17 protein-coding genes are annotated in these 17,992 nt (G+C 65.2%); 13 read left to right on the top strand and 4 right to left on the bottom strand.

Annotated features, from left to right (window positions below; translation table 11 throughout):
* Positions 1 to 59: 59 nt before the first annotated feature.
* Entirely contained in the window at positions 60 to 1,226 is a 1,167-nt protein-coding gene (metK, locus tag V6M89_RS12440) for a methionine adenosyltransferase (protein ID WP_116993739.1), read from the bottom strand.
* A gap of 195 nt (positions 1,227 to 1,421) precedes the next feature.
* Between metK and V6M89_RS12435 the strand changes: the two genes are divergently transcribed.
* The 3 genes from V6M89_RS12435 to dapF are packed head-to-tail and all read left to right on the top strand — an operon-like array spanning position 1,422 to position 4,040.
* Entirely contained in the window at positions 1,422 to 2,285 is an 864-nt protein-coding gene (locus V6M89_RS12435; RefSeq protein ID WP_332853462.1) for a lysophospholipid acyltransferase family protein, read from the top strand.
* Positions 2,282 to 3,160 carry an LpxL/LpxP family acyltransferase gene (locus V6M89_RS12430; protein ID WP_332853461.1) on the top strand — a complete coding sequence of 293 codons (879 nt, stop codon included), beginning with the start codon at positions 2,282 to 2,284 and terminating at the stop codon, positions 3,158 to 3,160. Before V6M89_RS12435 ends, V6M89_RS12430 begins: the two co-directional genes overlap by 4 nt.
* 16 nt (positions 3,161 to 3,176) lie before the next feature.
* Positions 3,177 to 4,040, top strand: a complete 864-nt coding sequence (dapF, locus tag V6M89_RS12425) for a diaminopimelate epimerase (RefSeq protein WP_332853460.1) — start codon at positions 3,177 to 3,179, stop codon at positions 4,038 to 4,040.
* A 10-nt stretch (positions 4,041 to 4,050) separates the two neighbouring features.
* On the opposite strand, the gene V6M89_RS12420 is transcribed toward dapF, so the two are convergent.
* A complete protein-coding gene (locus V6M89_RS12420; RefSeq protein WP_332853459.1) occupies positions 4,051 to 5,616 on the bottom strand; it encodes a tetratricopeptide repeat protein in 1,566 nt (521 codons plus the stop codon).
* A 413-nt stretch (positions 5,617 to 6,029) separates the two neighbouring features.
* On the opposite strand from V6M89_RS12420, the gene V6M89_RS12415 reads away from it, so the two are divergent.
* The 10 genes from V6M89_RS12415 (at position 6,030) to V6M89_RS12370 (ending at position 15,156) form a co-directional block, all read left to right on the top strand.
* A complete protein-coding gene (locus tag V6M89_RS12415) occupies positions 6,030 to 7,085 on the top strand; it encodes a porin (RefSeq protein ID WP_332853458.1) in 1,056 nt (351 codons plus the stop codon).
* A 121-nt stretch (positions 7,086 to 7,206) separates the two neighbouring features.
* Positions 7,207 to 7,875, top strand: a complete 669-nt coding sequence (locus tag V6M89_RS12410; RefSeq protein ID WP_332853457.1) for a DUF484 family protein — start codon at positions 7,207 to 7,209, stop codon at positions 7,873 to 7,875.
* Positions 7,876 to 7,883: 8 nt separating this feature from the next.
* A complete protein-coding gene (locus V6M89_RS12405; protein ID WP_332853456.1) occupies positions 7,884 to 8,819 on the top strand; it encodes a tyrosine recombinase XerC in 936 nt (311 codons plus the stop codon).
* A gap of 132 nt (positions 8,820 to 8,951) precedes the next feature.
* The gene (locus V6M89_RS12400; protein WP_332853455.1) at positions 8,952 to 10,031 is read left to right on the top strand and encodes a CobW family GTP-binding protein; all 1,080 of its coding nucleotides are present in this window, start codon (positions 8,952 to 8,954) and stop codon (positions 10,029 to 10,031) included.
* Positions 10,032 to 10,120: 89 nt separating this feature from the next.
* Positions 10,121 to 10,570, top strand: coding sequence for an RNA polymerase-binding protein DksA (gene dksA / locus V6M89_RS12395; protein WP_217943515.1), 450 nt, complete (start codon positions 10,121 to 10,123; stop codon positions 10,568 to 10,570).
* Positions 10,571 to 10,636: 66 nt separating this feature from the next.
* Positions 10,637 to 11,959: an STAS domain-containing protein gene (locus V6M89_RS12390; protein ID WP_332853454.1), complete on the top strand. Its 1,323-nt coding sequence runs from the start codon at positions 10,637 to 10,639 to the stop codon at positions 11,957 to 11,959.
* A gap of 123 nt (positions 11,960 to 12,082) precedes the next feature.
* Positions 12,083 to 12,625 (top strand): ATP-dependent protease subunit HslV, encoded by a 543-nt coding sequence (gene hslV / locus V6M89_RS12385; RefSeq protein WP_332853453.1) that lies wholly within the window; start codon positions 12,083 to 12,085, stop codon positions 12,623 to 12,625.
* Complete coding sequence (hslU, locus tag V6M89_RS12380; protein ID WP_332853452.1) at positions 12,622 to 13,962, top strand: ATP-dependent protease ATPase subunit HslU; 1,341 nt, start codon at positions 12,622 to 12,624, stop codon at positions 13,960 to 13,962. Before hslV ends, hslU begins: the two co-directional genes overlap by 4 nt.
* 25 nt (positions 13,963 to 13,987) lie before the next feature.
* Entirely contained in the window at positions 13,988 to 14,194 is a 207-nt protein-coding gene (locus V6M89_RS12375; protein ID WP_116993728.1) for a hypothetical protein, read from the top strand.
* A gap of 185 nt (positions 14,195 to 14,379) precedes the next feature.
* Positions 14,380 to 15,156, top strand: a complete 777-nt coding sequence (locus tag V6M89_RS12370; RefSeq protein ID WP_332853451.1) for a helix-turn-helix domain-containing protein — start codon at positions 14,380 to 14,382, stop codon at positions 15,154 to 15,156.
* On the opposite strand, the gene V6M89_RS12365 is transcribed toward V6M89_RS12370, so the two are convergent.
* Positions 15,129 to 17,378 (bottom strand): patatin-like phospholipase family protein, encoded by a 2,250-nt coding sequence (locus tag V6M89_RS12365; protein WP_332853450.1) that lies wholly within the window; start codon positions 17,376 to 17,378, stop codon positions 15,129 to 15,131. The two genes, V6M89_RS12370 and V6M89_RS12365, sit on opposite strands and share 28 nt — an antisense overlap.
* Before the next feature lie 9 nt (positions 17,379 to 17,387).
* Complete coding sequence (locus V6M89_RS12360) at positions 17,388 to 17,981, bottom strand: type II secretion system protein N (protein ID WP_332853449.1); 594 nt, start codon at positions 17,979 to 17,981, stop codon at positions 17,388 to 17,390.
* Positions 17,982 to 17,992 lie beyond the last annotated feature (11 nt).

Genomic DNA, 17,992 nt, shown 5'->3' with positions numbered 1-17,992 from the left:
ATGACAAAACGCCCCGGCTGCAGGCGCAGGCCGGGGCGTTTTGATTCAGCGGACGGCGATTACTTCAGGCCGGCTGCGGCGCGCAGGATCGCGGCCTTGTCGGTGCGTTCCCACGTGAATTCCGGCTCTTCGCGGCCGAAGTGGCCGTAGGCGGCGGTCTTGGCGTAGATCGGACGCAGCAGGTCCAGCATCTGCACGATGCCTTTCGGACGCAGGTCGAAGTGCTCCATCACCAGCGCGGCGATCTTGTCGTCCGGGATCACGCCCGTGCCTTCGGTGTAGACCGTGATGTTGATCGGACGCGCCACGCCGATGGCGTAGCTGACCTGCACCTGGCACTGGCGCGCCAGGCCTGCGGCCACCACGTTCTTGGCCACGTAGCGGGCGGCGTAGGCGGCCGAACGGTCCACTTTGGTAGGATCCTTGCCGGAGAACGCGCCGCCGCCGTGCGGGCTGGCGCCGCCGTAGGTGTCGACGATGATCTTGCGGCCGGTCAGGCCGCAATCGCCCTGAGGACCGCCGATGACGAAGCGGCCGGTCGGGTTGACCAGGTATTTGGTGTCGACCAGCCACTCGCGCGGCAGCACCTGCTTGATGATCTCTTCGATCACCGCTTCTTCAATCTGCTTGTGCTGCATTTCCGGCGCGTGCTGGGTGGACAGCACGACGGTGTCGACCGAGACCGGGCGGCCGTTGACGTAGCGCAGCGTGACTTGCGATTTGGCATCCGGACGCAGCCAAGGCAGGCGACCGTCCTTGCGCAGCTGCGACTGGCGCTCGACCAGGCGGTGCGCGTAGTGGATCGCGGCTGGCATCAGTTCCGCGGTTTCGTCGCAGGCGTAGCCGAACATCAGGCCCTGGTCGCCGGCGCCTTGATCCAGATCAATCCCCGCGCCTTCGTCCACGCCCTGGGCGATGTCCGGCGACTGCTTGTCGTAGGCCACCAGCACGGCGCAACCCTTGTAGTCGATGCCGTAGTCGGTATTGTCGTAGCCGATGCGTTTGATGGTTTCGCGCGCAACTTGAATATAATCAACGTTGGCGAACGTGGTGATCTCGCCGGCCAGCACCACCAGGCCGGTGTTGCACAGGGTTTCTGCGGCAACGCGGGCCTTCGGGTCCTGGGCCAGGATGGCGTCCAGAATCGCGTCGGAAATTTGGTCGGCGACCTTGTCCGGGTGGCCTTCCGAGACGGATTCGGAAGTGAAAAGATAATCGTTAGACATCGCAAGCTCCTGATACTGGTTAAGAATGTTTTGTCGCTAACCAATACGGCTTGCGACGCTTTAGCGATATTTATATTCCGCTTCGCAAGTTGTCTGTTAACTCAGCGGATACTCCATACGTGTTATTTTACGCTTCTTAAAAAATTTTGGCAGAGCAACAGAAGCCAAGATACCCTTCTATTAGACGAATTACTCATGCTTGTACCAATTTTTCGATTTCTCTCAATCTTCCCGTTGCCATTTCTACACGCAATGGGCGCCGCGCTGGGCTGGCTGGTCTACCTGAGCTCGCCTTCCTATCGCCGCCGCATGCGCGACAACATGGCGCAGGCCGGCTATTCCCAGCACCTGTCGGCCGCCATCGCCGAAGCGGGCAAGAGCATCGTCGAGCTGCCCTTCATCTGGTGCGCCAGGCCGGAGCGCGTATCGCGCCACGCCACCGACGAGAACTGGGCCATCGTCCAGGCCGAGCTGGACGCCGGCCGCGGCATCGTGTTCCTGACCCCGCACCTGGGCTGCTTTGAAATCGTCGCGCAGGAAATCGCGCTGCGCACCGAGCTGATGGTGATGTACCGTCCGCCTAAGAAAGCAGCGCTCAAACCGCTGATCGAAGGCGCCCGCGCGCGCGACAACCTGTTGCTGGCGCCGGCCAATATGTCCGGCGTGCGCATGCTGGCCAAGTGCCTCAAGAAAGGCAAGCCGATCGGCCTGCTGCCGGACCAGGTGCCGCAGGAAGGCGAAGGCGTGTGGGCCAGCTTCTTCGGCCGCGCCGCCTACACCATGACCTTGCCGGCCAAGCTGGCGCAGCTGGGCGACGCCACCATCATCGTCACCTACGCCGAACGCCTGCCGGGCGGCAAAGGCTATGTGATCCGCTTCGTGCCCTTCGACGGCACCCTGGACGGCAGCGCCGCCGAGCAGGCGCAGGCCATCAACCACGCGATGGAGCGCCTGATCGCGCGCAGCCCGACCCAGTATTTCTGGAGCTACAACCGCTACAAGGTGCCGGCCGGCATCGATGCACCGGGTTCGGCCCCCTCCACGGGAGAACCGGCATGAAACTGCTGTTAGGAATCATGTGGCTGCTGCACTGGCTGCCGCTGCCGGTGCTGGGCCGTTTCGGCGACGCCGTCGGCAGCCTGCTGTTCGTGGTGATGCGCTCGCGCCGCCATATCACGCTGACCAATCTGCGCCTGTGCATGCCGGAGCTGAGCGAAGCCGAGCGCACCGGCATCGCCCGCCGCCACTTCCAGGCGTATTCGCGCAGCGTGTGGGAGCGCGGCGTCCTGTGGTGGGCCTCGGAGGAAAGACTGCGGCGCCTGATCACAATCGAGCCGGGCCCGGTGCCGGTGGAGGAAATGACGTCCAAGCCGACCATCCTGCTATGCCCGCACTTCGTCTGCCTGGACGTGGCCGGCGCCTCGATCGCGATGGTGGCCAGCGCCTCGTCCATGTATGTGCAGCAAAAGAACGCCGCCTTCGACCAGGTGCTGCGCGCCGGCCGCGCTCGCTTCAAGCCGGTCAAGCTGTTCACCCGCCAGGACGGCATCAAGCCCATCCTGCGCGCGCTGCGCGACAAGCTGCCCTACTTCATGCTGCCGGACATGGACTTCGGCGAAAAGGATGCCGAGTTCGTGCCCTTCTTCGGCATCGAAGCGGCCACCCTGACCGCCACCGCCCGCATCGCCGCCGCCACCGGCGCCCAGGTGATGCCGGTGATCGCCACCTTCCTGCCCGGCTACCAGGGCTGGCGTGTGAAATTCTATCCAGTGTGGGACAATTACCCTGGTCCCGACATGGTTGCCGCCACCCGCCGCATGAACGAGTTCATCGAGGAGCGCGTGCGCGAAGCCCCGGCTGAATATTTTTGGACGCACAAACGGTTCAAGACGCGCCCGAACGGCGAAGCTTCGCTGTACCAGCGTTCCAAGTAAAAAACACAGGCAGCAGATGAAACTCAAATTCACCAAAATGCATGGCGCCGGCAATGACTTCGTGGTCATCGACGGCATCAACCAGGACATCAACTTTTCGGCCGCGCAATGGCAGTTGCTGGGCGACCGCCGCTTCGGCGTGGGCGCCGACCAGATCCTGCTGGTGGAAAAACCGACCGAGGCCGGCTGCGATTTCCGCTACCGCATCTTCAACGCCGACGGCGGCGAGGTCGAGCAGTGCGGCAACGGCTCGCGCGCCTTCGTCAAGTTCGTCGCGGAAAAAGGCCTGACCGCGCAGCGCAGCATCACGGTGCAGACCAAGGCCGGCGTGATCGCGCCCCGCCTGGAAGCGGACGGCAGCATCACGGTCGACATGGGCGCGCCGGTGCTGGAGCCGCAACGCGTGCCGTTCGACGCCGACGGCCTGCACGGCGAACGCCAGGGCGACGACACCCTGTGGCCGCTGGTGCTGGAACTGGGCGGCGCGCGCGAGAGCGTGCTGATTTCGGTGGTATCGATGGGCAATCCGCACGCGGTGCAGATCGTCGACGATGTCGACGCCGCCCCGGTCGAACTGACCGGCCCGCTGATCGAGCACCATGCGCGCTTCCCCAACCGGGTCAACGCCGGCTTCATGCAGATCGTCGGCCGCAACCACGTCAAGCTGCGCGTGTTCGAGCGCGGTGTCGGCGAAACGCTGGCTTGCGGCACCGGCTCGTGCGCGGCCGTGGTGGCCGGCATCCGCCGCGGCTTGCTGGACAGCCCGGTGCAGGTCGATGCGCGCGGCGGCCAGCTGTCGATCAGCTGGGCCGGCGTGGGACAGCCGGTCTGGCTGACCGGACCGGCTGTGACGGTGTTCGAAGGCGAGATCGAGATTTAAGCGAAGTAACTCAGGCGGCCAGCCGGTCGTCGTCGGCCGGCTGCCAGGTCTTCAGCCGGTACAGGCGCTGGCGGTAATTGCCCTCCAGCCCGTCCGGACCGTTGTCGAGATGCTCGAACAGGCGGACTATGCGGTCCAGCGCCTGGCGCTCGCGCGCGGTGCGCAGCAACACCAGGCGCCGCTTGCTGCGGCCGTAACTGGCGCGGATATCCACCACCAGGCAATGGCCCTGGTCGGCCGCTTTCACATCCAGCAGCAACGCTTCCGCCCGGCTCAGGCCGAACAGCTCGGCCAACTCCAGCCGCGCCGCCAGCAAGGGCTGGCTTTCCAGCGCTTCGCGCGTCTTGCCACACAAAATCTCATCGGCCCAGTCCGACGCCTTGGGCGCCGCCGCGATGCGCGCCAGCGCCGTTTCCGCTTCCTCGCAGCCCTGGGCCGCCGCCTTCTGCAACCAATAGGCGGCGCGCACGTCGCTGTGTTGGTCGGTGCGGCGGTTGCGCCACGCATACATGCCGCACTCCAGCTGCGCGGCGCAATGGCCCATGTCGGCCGCCCGCTCCAGGTAGGCCTGGGCTTCCGGCACGCAGCGCTGGGAGAATTCCGGCTTCAGATAAATCCGCGACAGCGCATACCAGGCCTCGGCCAGGCCCTGGTCGCCGGCCTGGGTCAGCCAGCGGATCGCGCGCTTGAAGTTGACGGCGGCGATGCCGTTGAGCTGCCGCTTGCCGTCGCCGTCCATGCGGGCGAACCACAGGCCCAGCGCCAGCTGGGCGTGGCGGTCGCCGCCGTGGGCGGCCAGTTCGCGGCAGTGATGCAGCGCGTCCCGGTCTTCGGTGTCGCTGTCGAACAGCTCGGCGCAGCGCGCCAGCAAGGTCAGCTGGGCCGGCTCCAGCGGCCAGTCGGCGACGCGGGCCGCTTCGGCGTCGGCCGGGGCGTCGGCAAGCAGCTTGCGCGCCAAGGGCAAGGCGCGTTGCAGGAATGCCGCGCGGTCGCCGTGCCAGGCCTGCTCCAGCACGGCGTACTGGGCGGCGGCCAGGCCGCTGTCGGCCGCCCGCGCCAGCCATTGCTGGCGGGCGCTGGCCCGATGCGGGGACGGCCGGCCCAGGCCGCGCCGGGACGGCAGCGGCGCCGGCAATGCCGGCGACGGCGGCTGCGCGCCGGACTGATGCGCCAGCAACCATTGCGCTTCGGCCGAGCCGCTGCGCGCGGCCGTCTCCAGCGCCTGCAAGGCCTTGTCGCGTAAATGAGACGTTTCTTGCCCTGCGGCCTGGTTCAACACCAGTTGCGCCAGCACCAGGCCGGCTTGTTCAACGCCGGCGTCGTAGGCGCGGTCATACCAGGACAGCACCGCCGGCAGGCAGTGCTGGGCATGCTCGAAGGGAACGTAGCTGCCGATCAACATCCAGGCTTCATCCTGCTCCTGCAAGGCGGCGCGGTTGAGCCAGTGCAGGGCGGTAGGCAGGCTGAGCGGCAAGCTGGCGCCGCCGAACAGATAGAGCTTGCCCAACGCCAACTGACAGACCGCGTCTCCCGCGCGCGCGCCCCGGATGATCCCTAACTCTTCTCGATTAGCCATCGTCTCACTATTAGTCCGATTCATCGAAGTGGCGCTACAGCCATGCGGCCTGCACGACCGTTGCTGCTTATGAGTGTAGCGTGCGATCCGCGCCACACCCTAAAGAATATGCAGAACGCTTTGATTTGGCACAAGCGGCCTACCCCGCTTCGCCCTGTACGCTAGAGCTGTTTTGATGCCTGAATGAAAGGAAATAATAGCCAAACAGGCTCATATAGCCTGCCAATCAAGCGTTTCAAAAATACAACAAGAAGCCCGGTTTCTTTGGCTTTCGACCAAAACTAGCCGTCATAATCAACCATTCCAGCGGTTTTGACCCGGCGGGATATTAAGGTTCCTACCAACCGAGGGTCGAAGTACGCGACCCGCTAGCTTTGGATGTATGCACGTTCACTCATAAAGGAATAACTCAAATGAAAAAATCTTTAGTGGCTCTGGCTCTCATGGGCGTATTTGCTGGCGCATACGCGCAATCGTCCGTGACCATCTATGGCACTGTAGATGCAGGGATTTCCAAGCGCACCGGCACCACCACCCAGGTCGGCAAACGCGACAACAACAAACTCGGTTTCAAAGGCGTCGAAGACCTGGGCAGCGGCCTGAAAGCCCTGTTCCAACTGGAAATCCGCTACGAGCCGGACACCGGCACGATTGAAAACACCTCCGGCGCCAACAGCCGTCCGCTGTTCCAGGGCCAGAGCCGCGTCGGCCTGCAGGGCGACTTCGGTACCGTGCGCCTGGGCCGTGGCCTGACCGCCTTCCAGGAAACCAGCACCGCCTTCGAGCCATGGAGCGGCTTGCCTGCCGTGGCCGGCTACCAGACCGACCTGCAAGTGGCCGGCTACACCAGCGATCCGCTGAGCCCAGTTGGCAACTCGAACAACCGCTTCTCGAACGCGGTGTTCTACAACACCCCGATGATCGCCGACATGTTCCAGCTGAACATCACCGTCGCCGCCAAGGAAGCCAACAACAGCCCAGCCATCATCGGCAAAGGCACCGCCGCCGCACCGCAATTCGCGGCCAACGCAGCCCCGCTGACCACGCCTTACTCGCTGAGCGCCACCGCCGCCAACGGCCCGTTCGCCGCTTACGCCGCCTACGAGAAAAACGCCATCGAAACCAAACTGTGGTCGATCGGCGCCTCGTTCAAACCGGTCAACGACCTGAAACTGATGGCTTCCTACCAGAAGCAGGATCAGGCCAGCAGCACCCTGATCAATCCTAAGACCAAGGCCTGGATCCTGGGCGCCAACTACACCGTCGGCGCCGGCATGGTGCGCTTCGGCTACGGCCAGAAGACCCCGGACAACAGCCTGAACAACCCAGCGCTGGTGAAGACCAAGCAGGCGTCGATCGGCTACGACTACAACCTGTCGGCCCGTACCTATCTGTATGTTGATGCCTCGAACAAGAAGGCAGCTACCACGCTGAATTTCTACAGCCTCGGTATCCACCACAACTTCTAAGCCGCGCAGTCGGCAAGAACTGCCGGCGCTTGGGTTGGGGAATGACGGGCATGGGCAACCATGTCCGTTTTTTTTCGTTTAGAATGAAGTGCCTTTCCAACCTCGCAAATAAAGTACCTCAATGACTGTCCCACTGGATCACACCCTCGTCGCGCAATACCTGACCGAACACCCGAATTTCTTCGAAGAGCATGCTGAATTGCTGGGAGAAATCAAACTGGCCAGCCCGCTGACGGGACGCGCCGTGTCGCTGCAAGAGCGCCAGATGGAAGTAATGCGCGACAAGTACAAGGCGCTGGAATTGCGCATGAGCAACCTCATGCGCCTGGCGTCGGAAAACGAAGCGATCGCCAACAAATTCCACCGCTGGACCAAGGTGCTGCTGGAAGCCGAAGATGTGGGTTCCATGCCACACGCCGTGATCAGCGGCCTGAAGTCCGGTTTTGATGTACCGCAGGCCACGCTGCGCATCTGGGACACCGCGCCGGACTATCTCGGCGAATGGTTCGTCAACGGCGTGTCGGAAGATGCGCGCATCTTCGCCAACAGCCTGATGGCGCCGTACTGCGGCACCAACAAGGATTTCGAAGCGGTGCGCTGGCTGCCGGACGCCACCGGCATCACCTCCACCGTCATCATTCCGCTGCGCAAGCCGGGCAACAAGAACGCCTTCGGCCTGCTGATCTTGGGCTCGGCCGATCCGGCGCGCTTCACCTCGCTGATGGCCACCGATTTCCTGGTCCACATCGGCGAAATCACCAGCACCGCGCTGGCCTGGCTGCTGGCCTGAGCGCCGCCATGAGCGCCGAACCAGACAGCAAGCTGGCCTGGATCGACGCTTACCTGGCCCAGCTGCGCGACCAGCGCCGGCTGTCGCCGCACACCGTCAGCGCCTATGCGCGCGATCTCCAGGAATTGGCCGGGCTGTCCGCCGGCCAGGACTGGCAGCAGCTCGACCACTTCACCATCCGCCGCCTGACCGCCAAGCTGCACGCGCGCGCGCTCGATCCGCGTTCGATCGCCCGCAAGCTGTCCAGCTGGCGCGGCTTTTTCGACTGGCTGGGCGGCCAGACCGCGCTGGCGGCCAACCCGGTGCAGGGCGTGCGCGCCCCCAAGCGCGCCCGCACGCTGCCGCGCGCGCTGTCGGTGGACGACGCGGTGCAGCTGGTGGCGCCGTCCCGGCCACACGCCGGCGTGGCCCCGGCAGCGGCCGAGCTGTGCAACCGCGCCATGTTCGAACTGTTGTATTCCAGCGGCCTGCGGGTGTCCGAGCTGGCCGGGCTGGACCTGGCCGCCGGCAAGGACGCGCTGGGCTGGGTAGCGCTGGACAACCGCGAGGTCATCGTCACCGGCAAGGGCAACAAGCAGCGCGTGGTGCCGGTGGGCACGGCCGCGCTGGAGGCGCTGGCGGCCTGGATCGCGGTGCGGCCGGCGCCCTCGGATGGCGGCAACGCCCTGTTCCTCAGCACGCGCGGCACGCGGGTGTCGCCGCGGGTGATACAGCAGCGTTTGCAGGCCCATGGCGTGGCCCAGGGCGCGCCGGTGCATGTGCACCCGCACATGCTGCGCCACTCGTTCGCCTCGCACGTGCTGCAATCGTCGGGCGACCTGCGGGCGGTGCAGGAAATGCTGGGCCACTCCAGCATCAGCTCGACCCAGGTCTACACCGCGCTGGATTTCCAGCACCTGGCCGAGGTCTACGACAAGGCCCATCCGCGCGCCAAAGTGAAATAGCCGGCATCCGTACTGACGTTGCTCAATCGGACGAATTGCTAGCCCAGGCCAAATTCCGGCATAATCGGCTGCTTGCATTTCCGCATTTGATCCCCATCTGGGGTTTCCCCCTAGACCAGACTGGCAAGCACCATGGCACTGATACCGACCACCATCCTCACCGGCTTCCTTGGCGCCGGCAAGACCACCCTGCTGAACCGCATCCTGCAGGAACAGCACGGCATGCGCATCGCCGTCATCGAAAACGAGTTTGGCCAGGAAAACATCGACAACGAAATCCTGGTGCAGGACAGCGGCGAACAGATCGTGGAAATGAACAACGGCTGCATCTGCTGCACCGTGCGCGGCGACCTGATCGTCGCCCTGAGCGGGCTGGCGCAGAAGCGCGAGGCCGGCGAGCTGCATTTCGACCGCGTCGTCATCGAGACCACCGGCCTGGCCAATCCCGGCCCGGTGGCGCAGACCTTCTTCGTCGACGAGGAAGTGGGCACTCACTACATGCTGGACGCCGTGGTCACCGTGGTGGACGCCCGGCACGCCATGGACCAGTTGGACCAGCACGAGGAAGCCCAGCGCCAGGTCGGTTTCGCCGACAAGCTGCTGCTGTCCAAGACCGACCTGGTCAGCGCCGAGGACGTGGCCACGCTGACCGCCCGCCTCAAACGCATCAACCCGCGCGCGCCGATCAGCACGGCCGATTTCGGCCGCGCCCCGCTGTCCGAGGTGCTGGACCTGAAGGGTTTCAACCTGAACGACAAGCTGGAACTGGACCCGGACTTCCTGGAAACCGACCAGGCCCACGACGACGACCACGTGCATGACGAGCACTGCGGCCATAATCATGATCACAAGCATGACCACCAGCACGGCCACCACGAGGAACACGGCCACAACCACCACCATGGCCACCACAGCGACGATATCGCGGCGTTTGTGTTCAAAAGTACACGCCCGTTCGACACCGCCAAGCTCGACGAGTTCCTTGGCGGCCTGGTAAATGTCTACGGTCCTCGCATGCTGCGCTACAAAGGCGTATTGTTCATGAAAGACGCCGACCGCAAGGTGGTGTTCCAGGGCGTGCACCAGATCATGGGCAGCGATCTGGGCGCCAAATGGGGAGAAAACGACGTTCGAGGCAGCAAAATGGTGTTTATCGGTAAAAATCTGCCGAAAGATATCTTTATTAGCGGTTTAGAACAATGTCTGGTATAAACTATCCGGGTTTTGTGGGGATGGCTAAATAGCCACAAACTCCGGGCTGATTAATTGAAAACTCTGTCGTATCGAAGGTAAGCGAAGTTATGACCACCAAAACTAATAAATCGACCCCCGCCGCCGCCGACCGCATCCTGACCGAAGAAGAAATTCTGAAGATGGATGAAAAGGATTATATGAATCCGGCGCAATTGGCCTTCTTCAAAGCCAAGCTGCAAGCGCTTGAAAAAGAATTGTTGAAGAATGCCGGCGAAACCACCGAACACCTGCGCGAAACCGTGCTGGTGCCGGACCCGGCCGACCGCGCCACCATCGAAGAAGAACACGCGCTGGAGCTGCGCACCCGCGACCGCGAGCGCAAGCTGCTGAAAAAGGTCCAGCAATCGATCGTCACCATCGACGGCGGCGATTACGGCTGGTGCGAAGAAACCGGCGAACCGATCGGCATTCCACGCCTGATCGCCCGTCCGACCGCCACGCTGTCGCTGGAAGCCCAGCAGCGCCGCGAACTGAAGCAGAAACTGTACGGCGATTAATTCGCTGGGACTTTAAAAAAAGCACGCAGCCGCGTGCTTTTTTTTACGGCAAACACGAGGATCAGCGTGGGACTGTTCTCCATCTTCAAGAAGACCGACGCCGCACCCGCCCCGCAGTCGAGCAACGACGATGACGAGGCGGCGCGGCTGGCCGCCAACAGCGAAACCGAACGCCAGCTGCAGCAGGCGCGCCAGCGCGAGATCGCCCGCGCCACCGCGATGAAGATCGACGCCATCGAATCGGCGATGACCTTCGACATCTTCAACGAGCCGGAACCGGCCTGGGGCAGCCAGCGCGCCGCCCGACCGGCCAGGCCCAAGGCCGCGACCCACGCCGACGGCGGCCCCGACACCCAGGCCTTGGCCGACATCCCCACCACCCTGCTGCTGCGCGACGACGACCTGCCGCAAGTGGCCGTGGCCGCCGAGACCGCGCCGGTGGTGGAAGAAATCGCCATCCTGTACGCCAACGGTCAGGGCGCCGTGGCCGAGCAGCTGCTCAACGCCAGCCTGGCCGAGGCCGCAGGCGACCGCACCGTCTGGTGGATGCTGTTCGACCTGTACCAGGTCAGCGGCCAGCGCGACCGTTTCGACAATCTGTCGATCGACTACGCCAGCACCTTCGAAACCTCGCCGCCGTCGTGGAACGCGCCGGCCGCGCTGGCCGCCTCCTCGCCCGACTGGGCCGGCCTGACGCCGACCGAAGCCTTCGCCGGCGTGCTCGACCCGCATATCGCCGAGCAGCTGGAACGGCTGCGGCAATCGGCCGCCGCCAGCCCGGTGCTGCGGCTGGAGTTCAGCCGCGTGACGGCGGTCGAGGCGGACGGCTGCGCGCTGCTGCTGGACACGCTGCGCAAGCTGCAAGCCCAGCAGCGCGAGCTGATCCTGGTGGGCGCCGACGGCCTGGCGGCGCTGATCCGCGAGGGCATCGCCATCGGCCGCCGCGACGACACCGAGGCGCCTTGGCTGCTGCTGCTGGAGCTGCTGCAACTGCTGAACCGCGAAAAACAATTCGAGGAAATCAGCATGGATTACTGCGTCACTTTCGAAGTGTCGCCGCCGTCGTTCACGGCGCCGCACAAGGTGGCCACAGCCACGGCCCAGCACGTGTCGGCGTCGCCGGACCGCTTCATGCTGCCGCCGCTGCTGGAAGGCCAGCTCGGGCCTTTACTCGGCCAGATCCAGCACTATGCCGGGCTATACCAGACCCTGGTGTTCGACTGCTCGCGCCTGACGCGCATCGACTACGCCTGCGCCAACCAGCTGCACGCCAGCCTTGCCCAGCTGGGCAAGAAGATCGAATTCCGCGACGTCAACCACCTGGTGACGGCGCTGCTGCGCCTGCTGGGCTATGCCGACATCGCCAGGATCTACCCGCACAAGTATTAGTACCCCGCAAGCATGGGGTCAGACCCCGGGTGCAACGCAGTGCGGGGTGAAGCGCTTGTAATTGCAACATCCAGCCCCATTTTTCAGTCTTGAAGCAGTTTGCGTCATTACTTTGAGGTCACTATGGAACAATTTCACGGCACCACCATCCTGTGCGTACGGCGCGGCAAGCAAGTCGCGCTGGGCGGCGACGGCCAGGTCACGCTGGGCAACATCGTCATGAAGGGCACGGCCCGCAAGGTGCGCAAGGTCTACCAGGGCAAGGTGCTGGTCGGCTTCGCCGGCGGCACCGCCGACGCCTTCACCCTGCTCGACCGTTTCGAGGGCAAGCTGGAAAAACACCAGGGCAATCTGCTGCGCGCCTCGGTCGAGCTGGCCAAGGACTGGCGCACCGACCGCGTGCTGCGCCGCCTGGAGGCGATGCTGCTGGTGGCCGACAGCGAATCGACCTTGGTGATCACCGGCAACGGCGATGTGCTCGAGCCCGAAGATGGCATCGGCGCCATCGGCTCCGGCGGCACCTACGCGCAATCGGCGGCCAAGGCGCTGGTGGAAAATACGGAACTGTCGCCGTCGGAAGTCGTCAAAAAGTCACTGACCATCGCCGGCGAATTGTGCATCTACACCAATCTGAACCACATCATCGAGACACTGGACCCCGTATGAACATGACACCGAAGGAAATCGTCGGCGAACTCGACAAACATGTGGTCGGCCAGGGCAACGCCAAGAAGGCCGTGGCGATCGCGCTGCGCAACCGCTGGCGCCGTCAGCAGGTGGAAGAGCCGCTGCGCCACGAGATCACGCCGAAAAACATCCTGATGATAGGCCCCACCGGCGTCGGCAAGACCGAGATCGCGCGCCGCCTGGCCAAGCTGGCCGACGCGCCCTTCATCAAGATCGAAGCCACCAAATTCACCGAGGTCGGCTATGTCGGCCGCGACGTCGACACCATCATCCGCGACCTGATCGACATCGGCGTCAAGCAGACCCGCTCGGCCGAGATGGCCAAGGTGCGCACCCGCGCCGAGGATGCCGCCGAAGACCGCGTGCTCGACATCCTGCTGCCGCCGGCGCGCGACTTCGGCTTCCACCAGGCCACGCCGTCGGATGCGCCGAAGGAAGTCGACACTACCCGCCAGACCTTCCGCAAGCGTTTGCGCCAAGGCGAGCTGGACGACAAGGAAATCGAGATCGAGCTGGCCGAGAACGGCCCGCAGATGGAGATCATGGCCCCGCCCGGCATGGAGGAAATGACCGAGCAGATCAAGTCCATGTTCTCCGGCATCGGCGGCAGCCGCAAGAAGGCGCGCAAGGTCAAGATCAAGGAAGCGATGAAGGTGCTGATCGACGAGGAAGCCGCCAAGCTGGTCAACGACGACGAGATGAAGCAGAAGGCCATCCAGAACGTCGAGCAGAACGGCATCGTGTTCCTCGACGAGATCGACAAGATCGCCTCGCGCTCGGAAGTGGGCGGCGCCGACGTGTCGCGCGCCGGCGTGCAGCGCGACCTGCTGCCGCTGGTGGAAGGCACGACCGTCAACACCAAGTACGGCATGATCAAGACCGACCACATCCTGTTCATCGCCTCGGGCGCCTTCCACCTGGCCAAGCCGTCGGACCTGATCCCCGAGCTGCAGGGCCGCTTCCCGATCCGGGTCGAGCTGGAGTCGCTGTCGATCGCCGATTTCGAACGCATCCTGACCAGCACCGACGCCTGCCTGACCAAGCAGTACGAGGCGCTGCTGGCCACCGAGAACGTCACCATCGAGTTCGCGCCGGAAGGCATCACGCGGCTGGCGGAAATCGCCTACTCGGTCAACGAGCGCACCGAGAACATCGGCGCCCGCCGGCTGTACACGGTGATGGAAAAGCTGCTGGAAGAACTGTCCTTCACGGCCAGCGACGACAGCGGCAAGGTCATCACGATCGATGCGGCCTATGTCAACACGCGGCTGGATGCGCTGGCGGTCAACGAAGACCTGTCGCGGTATGTGCTTTAACTTCGTGTTGTAAGGGGGCGGGATCATGGCCAACAAGGCGCTGTCGACGCGGCAGAAAATGACGATACGGGTCGAGCCGTCGCAGAAGCCGCCGCGCAATCCGGTGGCGCTGGCGGCCAAGGCGCGCGCCGGCGGCGCCGGTCCGCATGCCAAGCCGGTGGCGACCGACCGCCAGGCCGCCAAGCGCCTGCTGGCCAAGATCAGCCTGAAGCCGGACCCGGAGGAAAAGTAACCGTTAGCGGACGCCGGTAGTGGCGTCCGCTCTCGGGTTATCCGGTGCCATCCCTGCTGCGAGGGACAGCGTGCCGCAGTGTCCCCCACTTCCGCACGATGTACCACCCGATTATTCCAAGCCCTGCTTTTCACGCCGGCGAGTACCGTGTTACGATACCTTTTGTTTTTTTACCAAGGCAGGGTATGAGCTCACCGGAATTGCTGCTGCAAGTCTTGCGGACCCAGATGCGGGCCGCCGGCGTCACCTACAAAATGCTGGCCGAACGGATCGCCATGAGCGAGTCCAGCGTCAAGCGCATGTTCGGCCAGCAGGACATGTCGCTGTCGCGGCTGGCGCAAATCTGCAAGGCGGCGGGCGTGGCGATGGAGGACGTGCTGCGCGGCGCGGCCGACGCCACGCCGCAGGCCGACGCGCTGACCCTGACGCAGGAGAAATCGCTGCTGGCGCAGCCGCACCTGCTGCTGATGGCGATCTGCTGCCTGGGCCACTGGACCCTGGAGCAGGTGCTGGAAACCTACAACCTGACCGAACCCGAATGCATCCTGCTGCTGGCCGAGCTGGACCGGCTGGGCGTGATTGAACTGAAGCCGCTGAACCGCTACCGCCTGCGGGTGTCGAACGCCTTCCGCTGGCTGCCGGACGGGCCGGTGCAGCAATTTTTCCGCGAGCACGCGGTGGCCGATTATTTCGGCGGCAGCTTCGACGGCGCCGGCGAGACGCTGCTGTGTTTGCCCGCGCGGCTGTCGCTGCCCAGCGCCGAGGAACTGGTGGGCCGCATCCAGCAGCTGGCCGGCGACCTGGCGCGGCTGCACCAGGGCGACCGCAAGCTGGCGCCGCAGGAGCGCGACGGCTTCACCCTGCTGGTCGGCTTCCGCTCGTGGGAATTCGCCGCCTTCACCGCGCTGCGGCGCGCGCCGTCAACAACAACTGGCTACCAGATAGGACCGAGGAACAAATAGGCGCTGGAGTTGCCGCCCTTGGTGGTGCCGGCGCCCAGGTACAGCGGGCCGAAGCGCGTATCGACCGCGATGAAGCCGCTGGCGGCCTGGTGCAGCGCGCCCCAGCGCAGCGGGCTGGTCGGGCTATACGCGCCGCCCGCCTCCAGCGAAAAGCCCAGCCGCACGTCGCCGCCCAGCGCGGCCGGCATCGCGCCTATGCTGCGCGCCATCACCACCCGCCCCAGCAAGGTGCGGTCGCCGACGATGGATTGCGGCGTCGAGCCGGACAGGCGCAGGAAGCCGCCCAGGTTGTTCGACGAAGCGCCACCCTGGCTGCGCGACCATTCCGCATACACATGGCCGGCCCAGCGGTCCACGTGGAAGGCCTGCAAGCCCTGCACCGCCTGGGTGGTCGGCACGGCGCCGGCGCTGCCGCTGTGCATCAGGCGCTGCCAGCCCAGCGAGAACAGCGTGCCGCGGGTCGGAAAGGCCACCGTGTCGAGGCTGTCGACATTGAAGGACAGCTGCTGCACGGTCTGCATATCGCTGCCCTCGGTCAGGTCTTCCGGTATGCTTTGGTGATACACCTGCTTCTCGCGCGACACGCTGTAGCGCACATCGCCCCAATGGCCCAGCTGGCGTCCCAGCGACAAGCTGCCGCCCTGGTTGTTGTAGGCATAGCGCGCCTGGCGGAATCCGCTCGGGCTGAAGATATCGACGGCCGACGAGTTGTAGTGCAACTCCGGCGCCACATACCATTGCGATCCCGCGCCCAGCGGCTGCCAGAACTGCACGCCCAGCGCGCGCTGGGTGCCGACCCGGCCGATGGTGCGCAGCTCGGCGCCCCAGTCGTTCAGCGACGACAGCACATGCATCACCTTCAGCTCGAACGCATTGTTCTCCGAGAAATCGCTGCTCAGCTCCAGGCCCACGCGCAGGCGGCTGCGCGCCCAGTCGGCCTCGGTCGGCTTGATCAGCACGCTGCGGCCATCCTTGTCGTCGTGGATTTCGGTTTCCACCCGCGCCAGGTCGCCGCGCCCGAACAGCTGGTTGCCGGCCGCCTGCGCCTGCTCGCTGGTGACCATCTGCCCCACCTGCAGGCCGGACTGCACTTCCAGCTCCTTCGGGTTGATGCGCCCGCTCGGCGCCACCTCCAGCTTGGTCAGCCGCACCGGCTGGTCGATGCCCACCGGCGCCGACAGGCGCTTGAGTTCATACGACGCGTACAGCGCCTCGGGCAGGGACAGCTTGACCAGCTGCGCGCTCATGGCCCGCACCGCCGCCTCGCCGGCCTTCATGGCGCGGTCGTGGCGGGCGAAATCGAGGAAGCCGATGCCACCCAGGTCCGGCGCCAGCAGCACGTCGTTGGGCCGCAGCTCCTTGAGCGAGCGCTGGACATTCTGCTCGGTCAGGATTTGCAGCATCTGCTGCGCCACGCTGACCGCGCTGATCAATTCCTTTTCCTGCGCCAGCGGCGTGCCGACGTTGACCGCGATGATGATGTCGGCGCCCATGTCGCGCGCCACGTCCACCGGCAGGTTGCGCACCAGGCCACCGTCGACCAGCAGCCGCTGGTTGACCCGCACCGGCGCGAACACGCCCGGCACCGCCAGCGAGGCGCGCATCGCCAGGAACAGCGGCGTGTCGTTCAGCTCCACCAGCTCGCCCGTCACCAGGTCGGAAGCGACCGAGCGGAATGGCAGTTGCAGCAGGTTGACCGGCTTGTCGCGCGCGCCGTGCGGCAGCACGCGGGTCAGCGCCAGTTCCAGCGCCTCGTTGCCGGCGGCGGCCGGCGGCAGCGAGACCCCATCCAGCTTGGCGCCGAACTCGATGCGCGACGGCAGCAGCAAGTCTTCCTCGCGGCGGCGGAATGTCAACTCGTCGCGCGGCGGACGGTCGGCCACCACGGCGTTCCAGTCGGTGCGGCGCACCAGCTGCTCCAGCTGCTCGACCGAGCTGCCGGCAGCGTAGGCGCCGCCGACCACGCTGCCCATGCTGGTGCCGACCACGAAGTCCACCGGTACCCGCAGTTCCTGCAAGGCGCGCAGCACGCCGATGTGGGCGAAGCCGCGCGCGCCGCCGCCGGACAGCACCAGCGCGACTTTCGGCCGCGGCTTGATGGAGGCGTCGGGAGCGACCGAGGTGGCGCCGGTCGCGGTTTGCGCGGCGGCAGGCGCGACTATGGCGGCCGCCAAGAAAAAGCCGCAGCAAAAAGCTGCGGCCAGGGCACGGGAGATCACCATGGGAATAGCCTATTGGGTGCGGTCGAAACCGGGAACGGGGCCGATAGTGGTGCCGGAAACGCTGGAGCGCTGCGGTGGCTGCGGCTGCGGCGGCTGTTGCGGCGGCGGCGCTTGCGGTGTCGGCGGCGCGATCTGCGGCAACGGTTGCTGGCCCGGGCCGGGCAGCAGCGACGGCGGCGGCTGGCCGCCGGCCGCACCGGCGCCGGCATCGGTGGCCAGCTCCAGGCGCTTGAGGGCGCCGCCTTCGGACAGCATCACGTATTTCGGATGGACTTCCTTGACCGTCACGCCGGGTACCACTTCGCGGCCCACGCCCAGCGCCAGCGGCGGCTGGCCGTCGACCACGATGATGGCGGCGCTGTCGCTGCCACCATTGCGCGCGGCGATCACGCCCTTGAGCTGGTAGTTGCTGACGGCGGCGACGGTGATCTGGCCGCCGAACAGGCCCTTGGCGGCTTCGATGTTCAAGGGCGCGGCGACCTGCTGCGGCGGCGCGGCGATGGCGCGCTGCTGCGGCTTGAACAACTGCAGGCCCCAGTAGGCCAGCGACGCCGACAACAGCACCACGGCAAGGACGGTAACGAATAATGGCAAACGCTTCATGGTTCTCTTTG

The organism is Duganella sp. S19_KUP01_CR8, from assembly GCF_036688705.1.
Taxonomy (GTDB): Bacteria; Pseudomonadota; Gammaproteobacteria; order Burkholderiales; family Burkholderiaceae_D; genus Rugamonas.
Note: the sequence above shows the minus strand (reverse complement) of the source record. Positions and strands in the feature narration are given on the sequence as shown.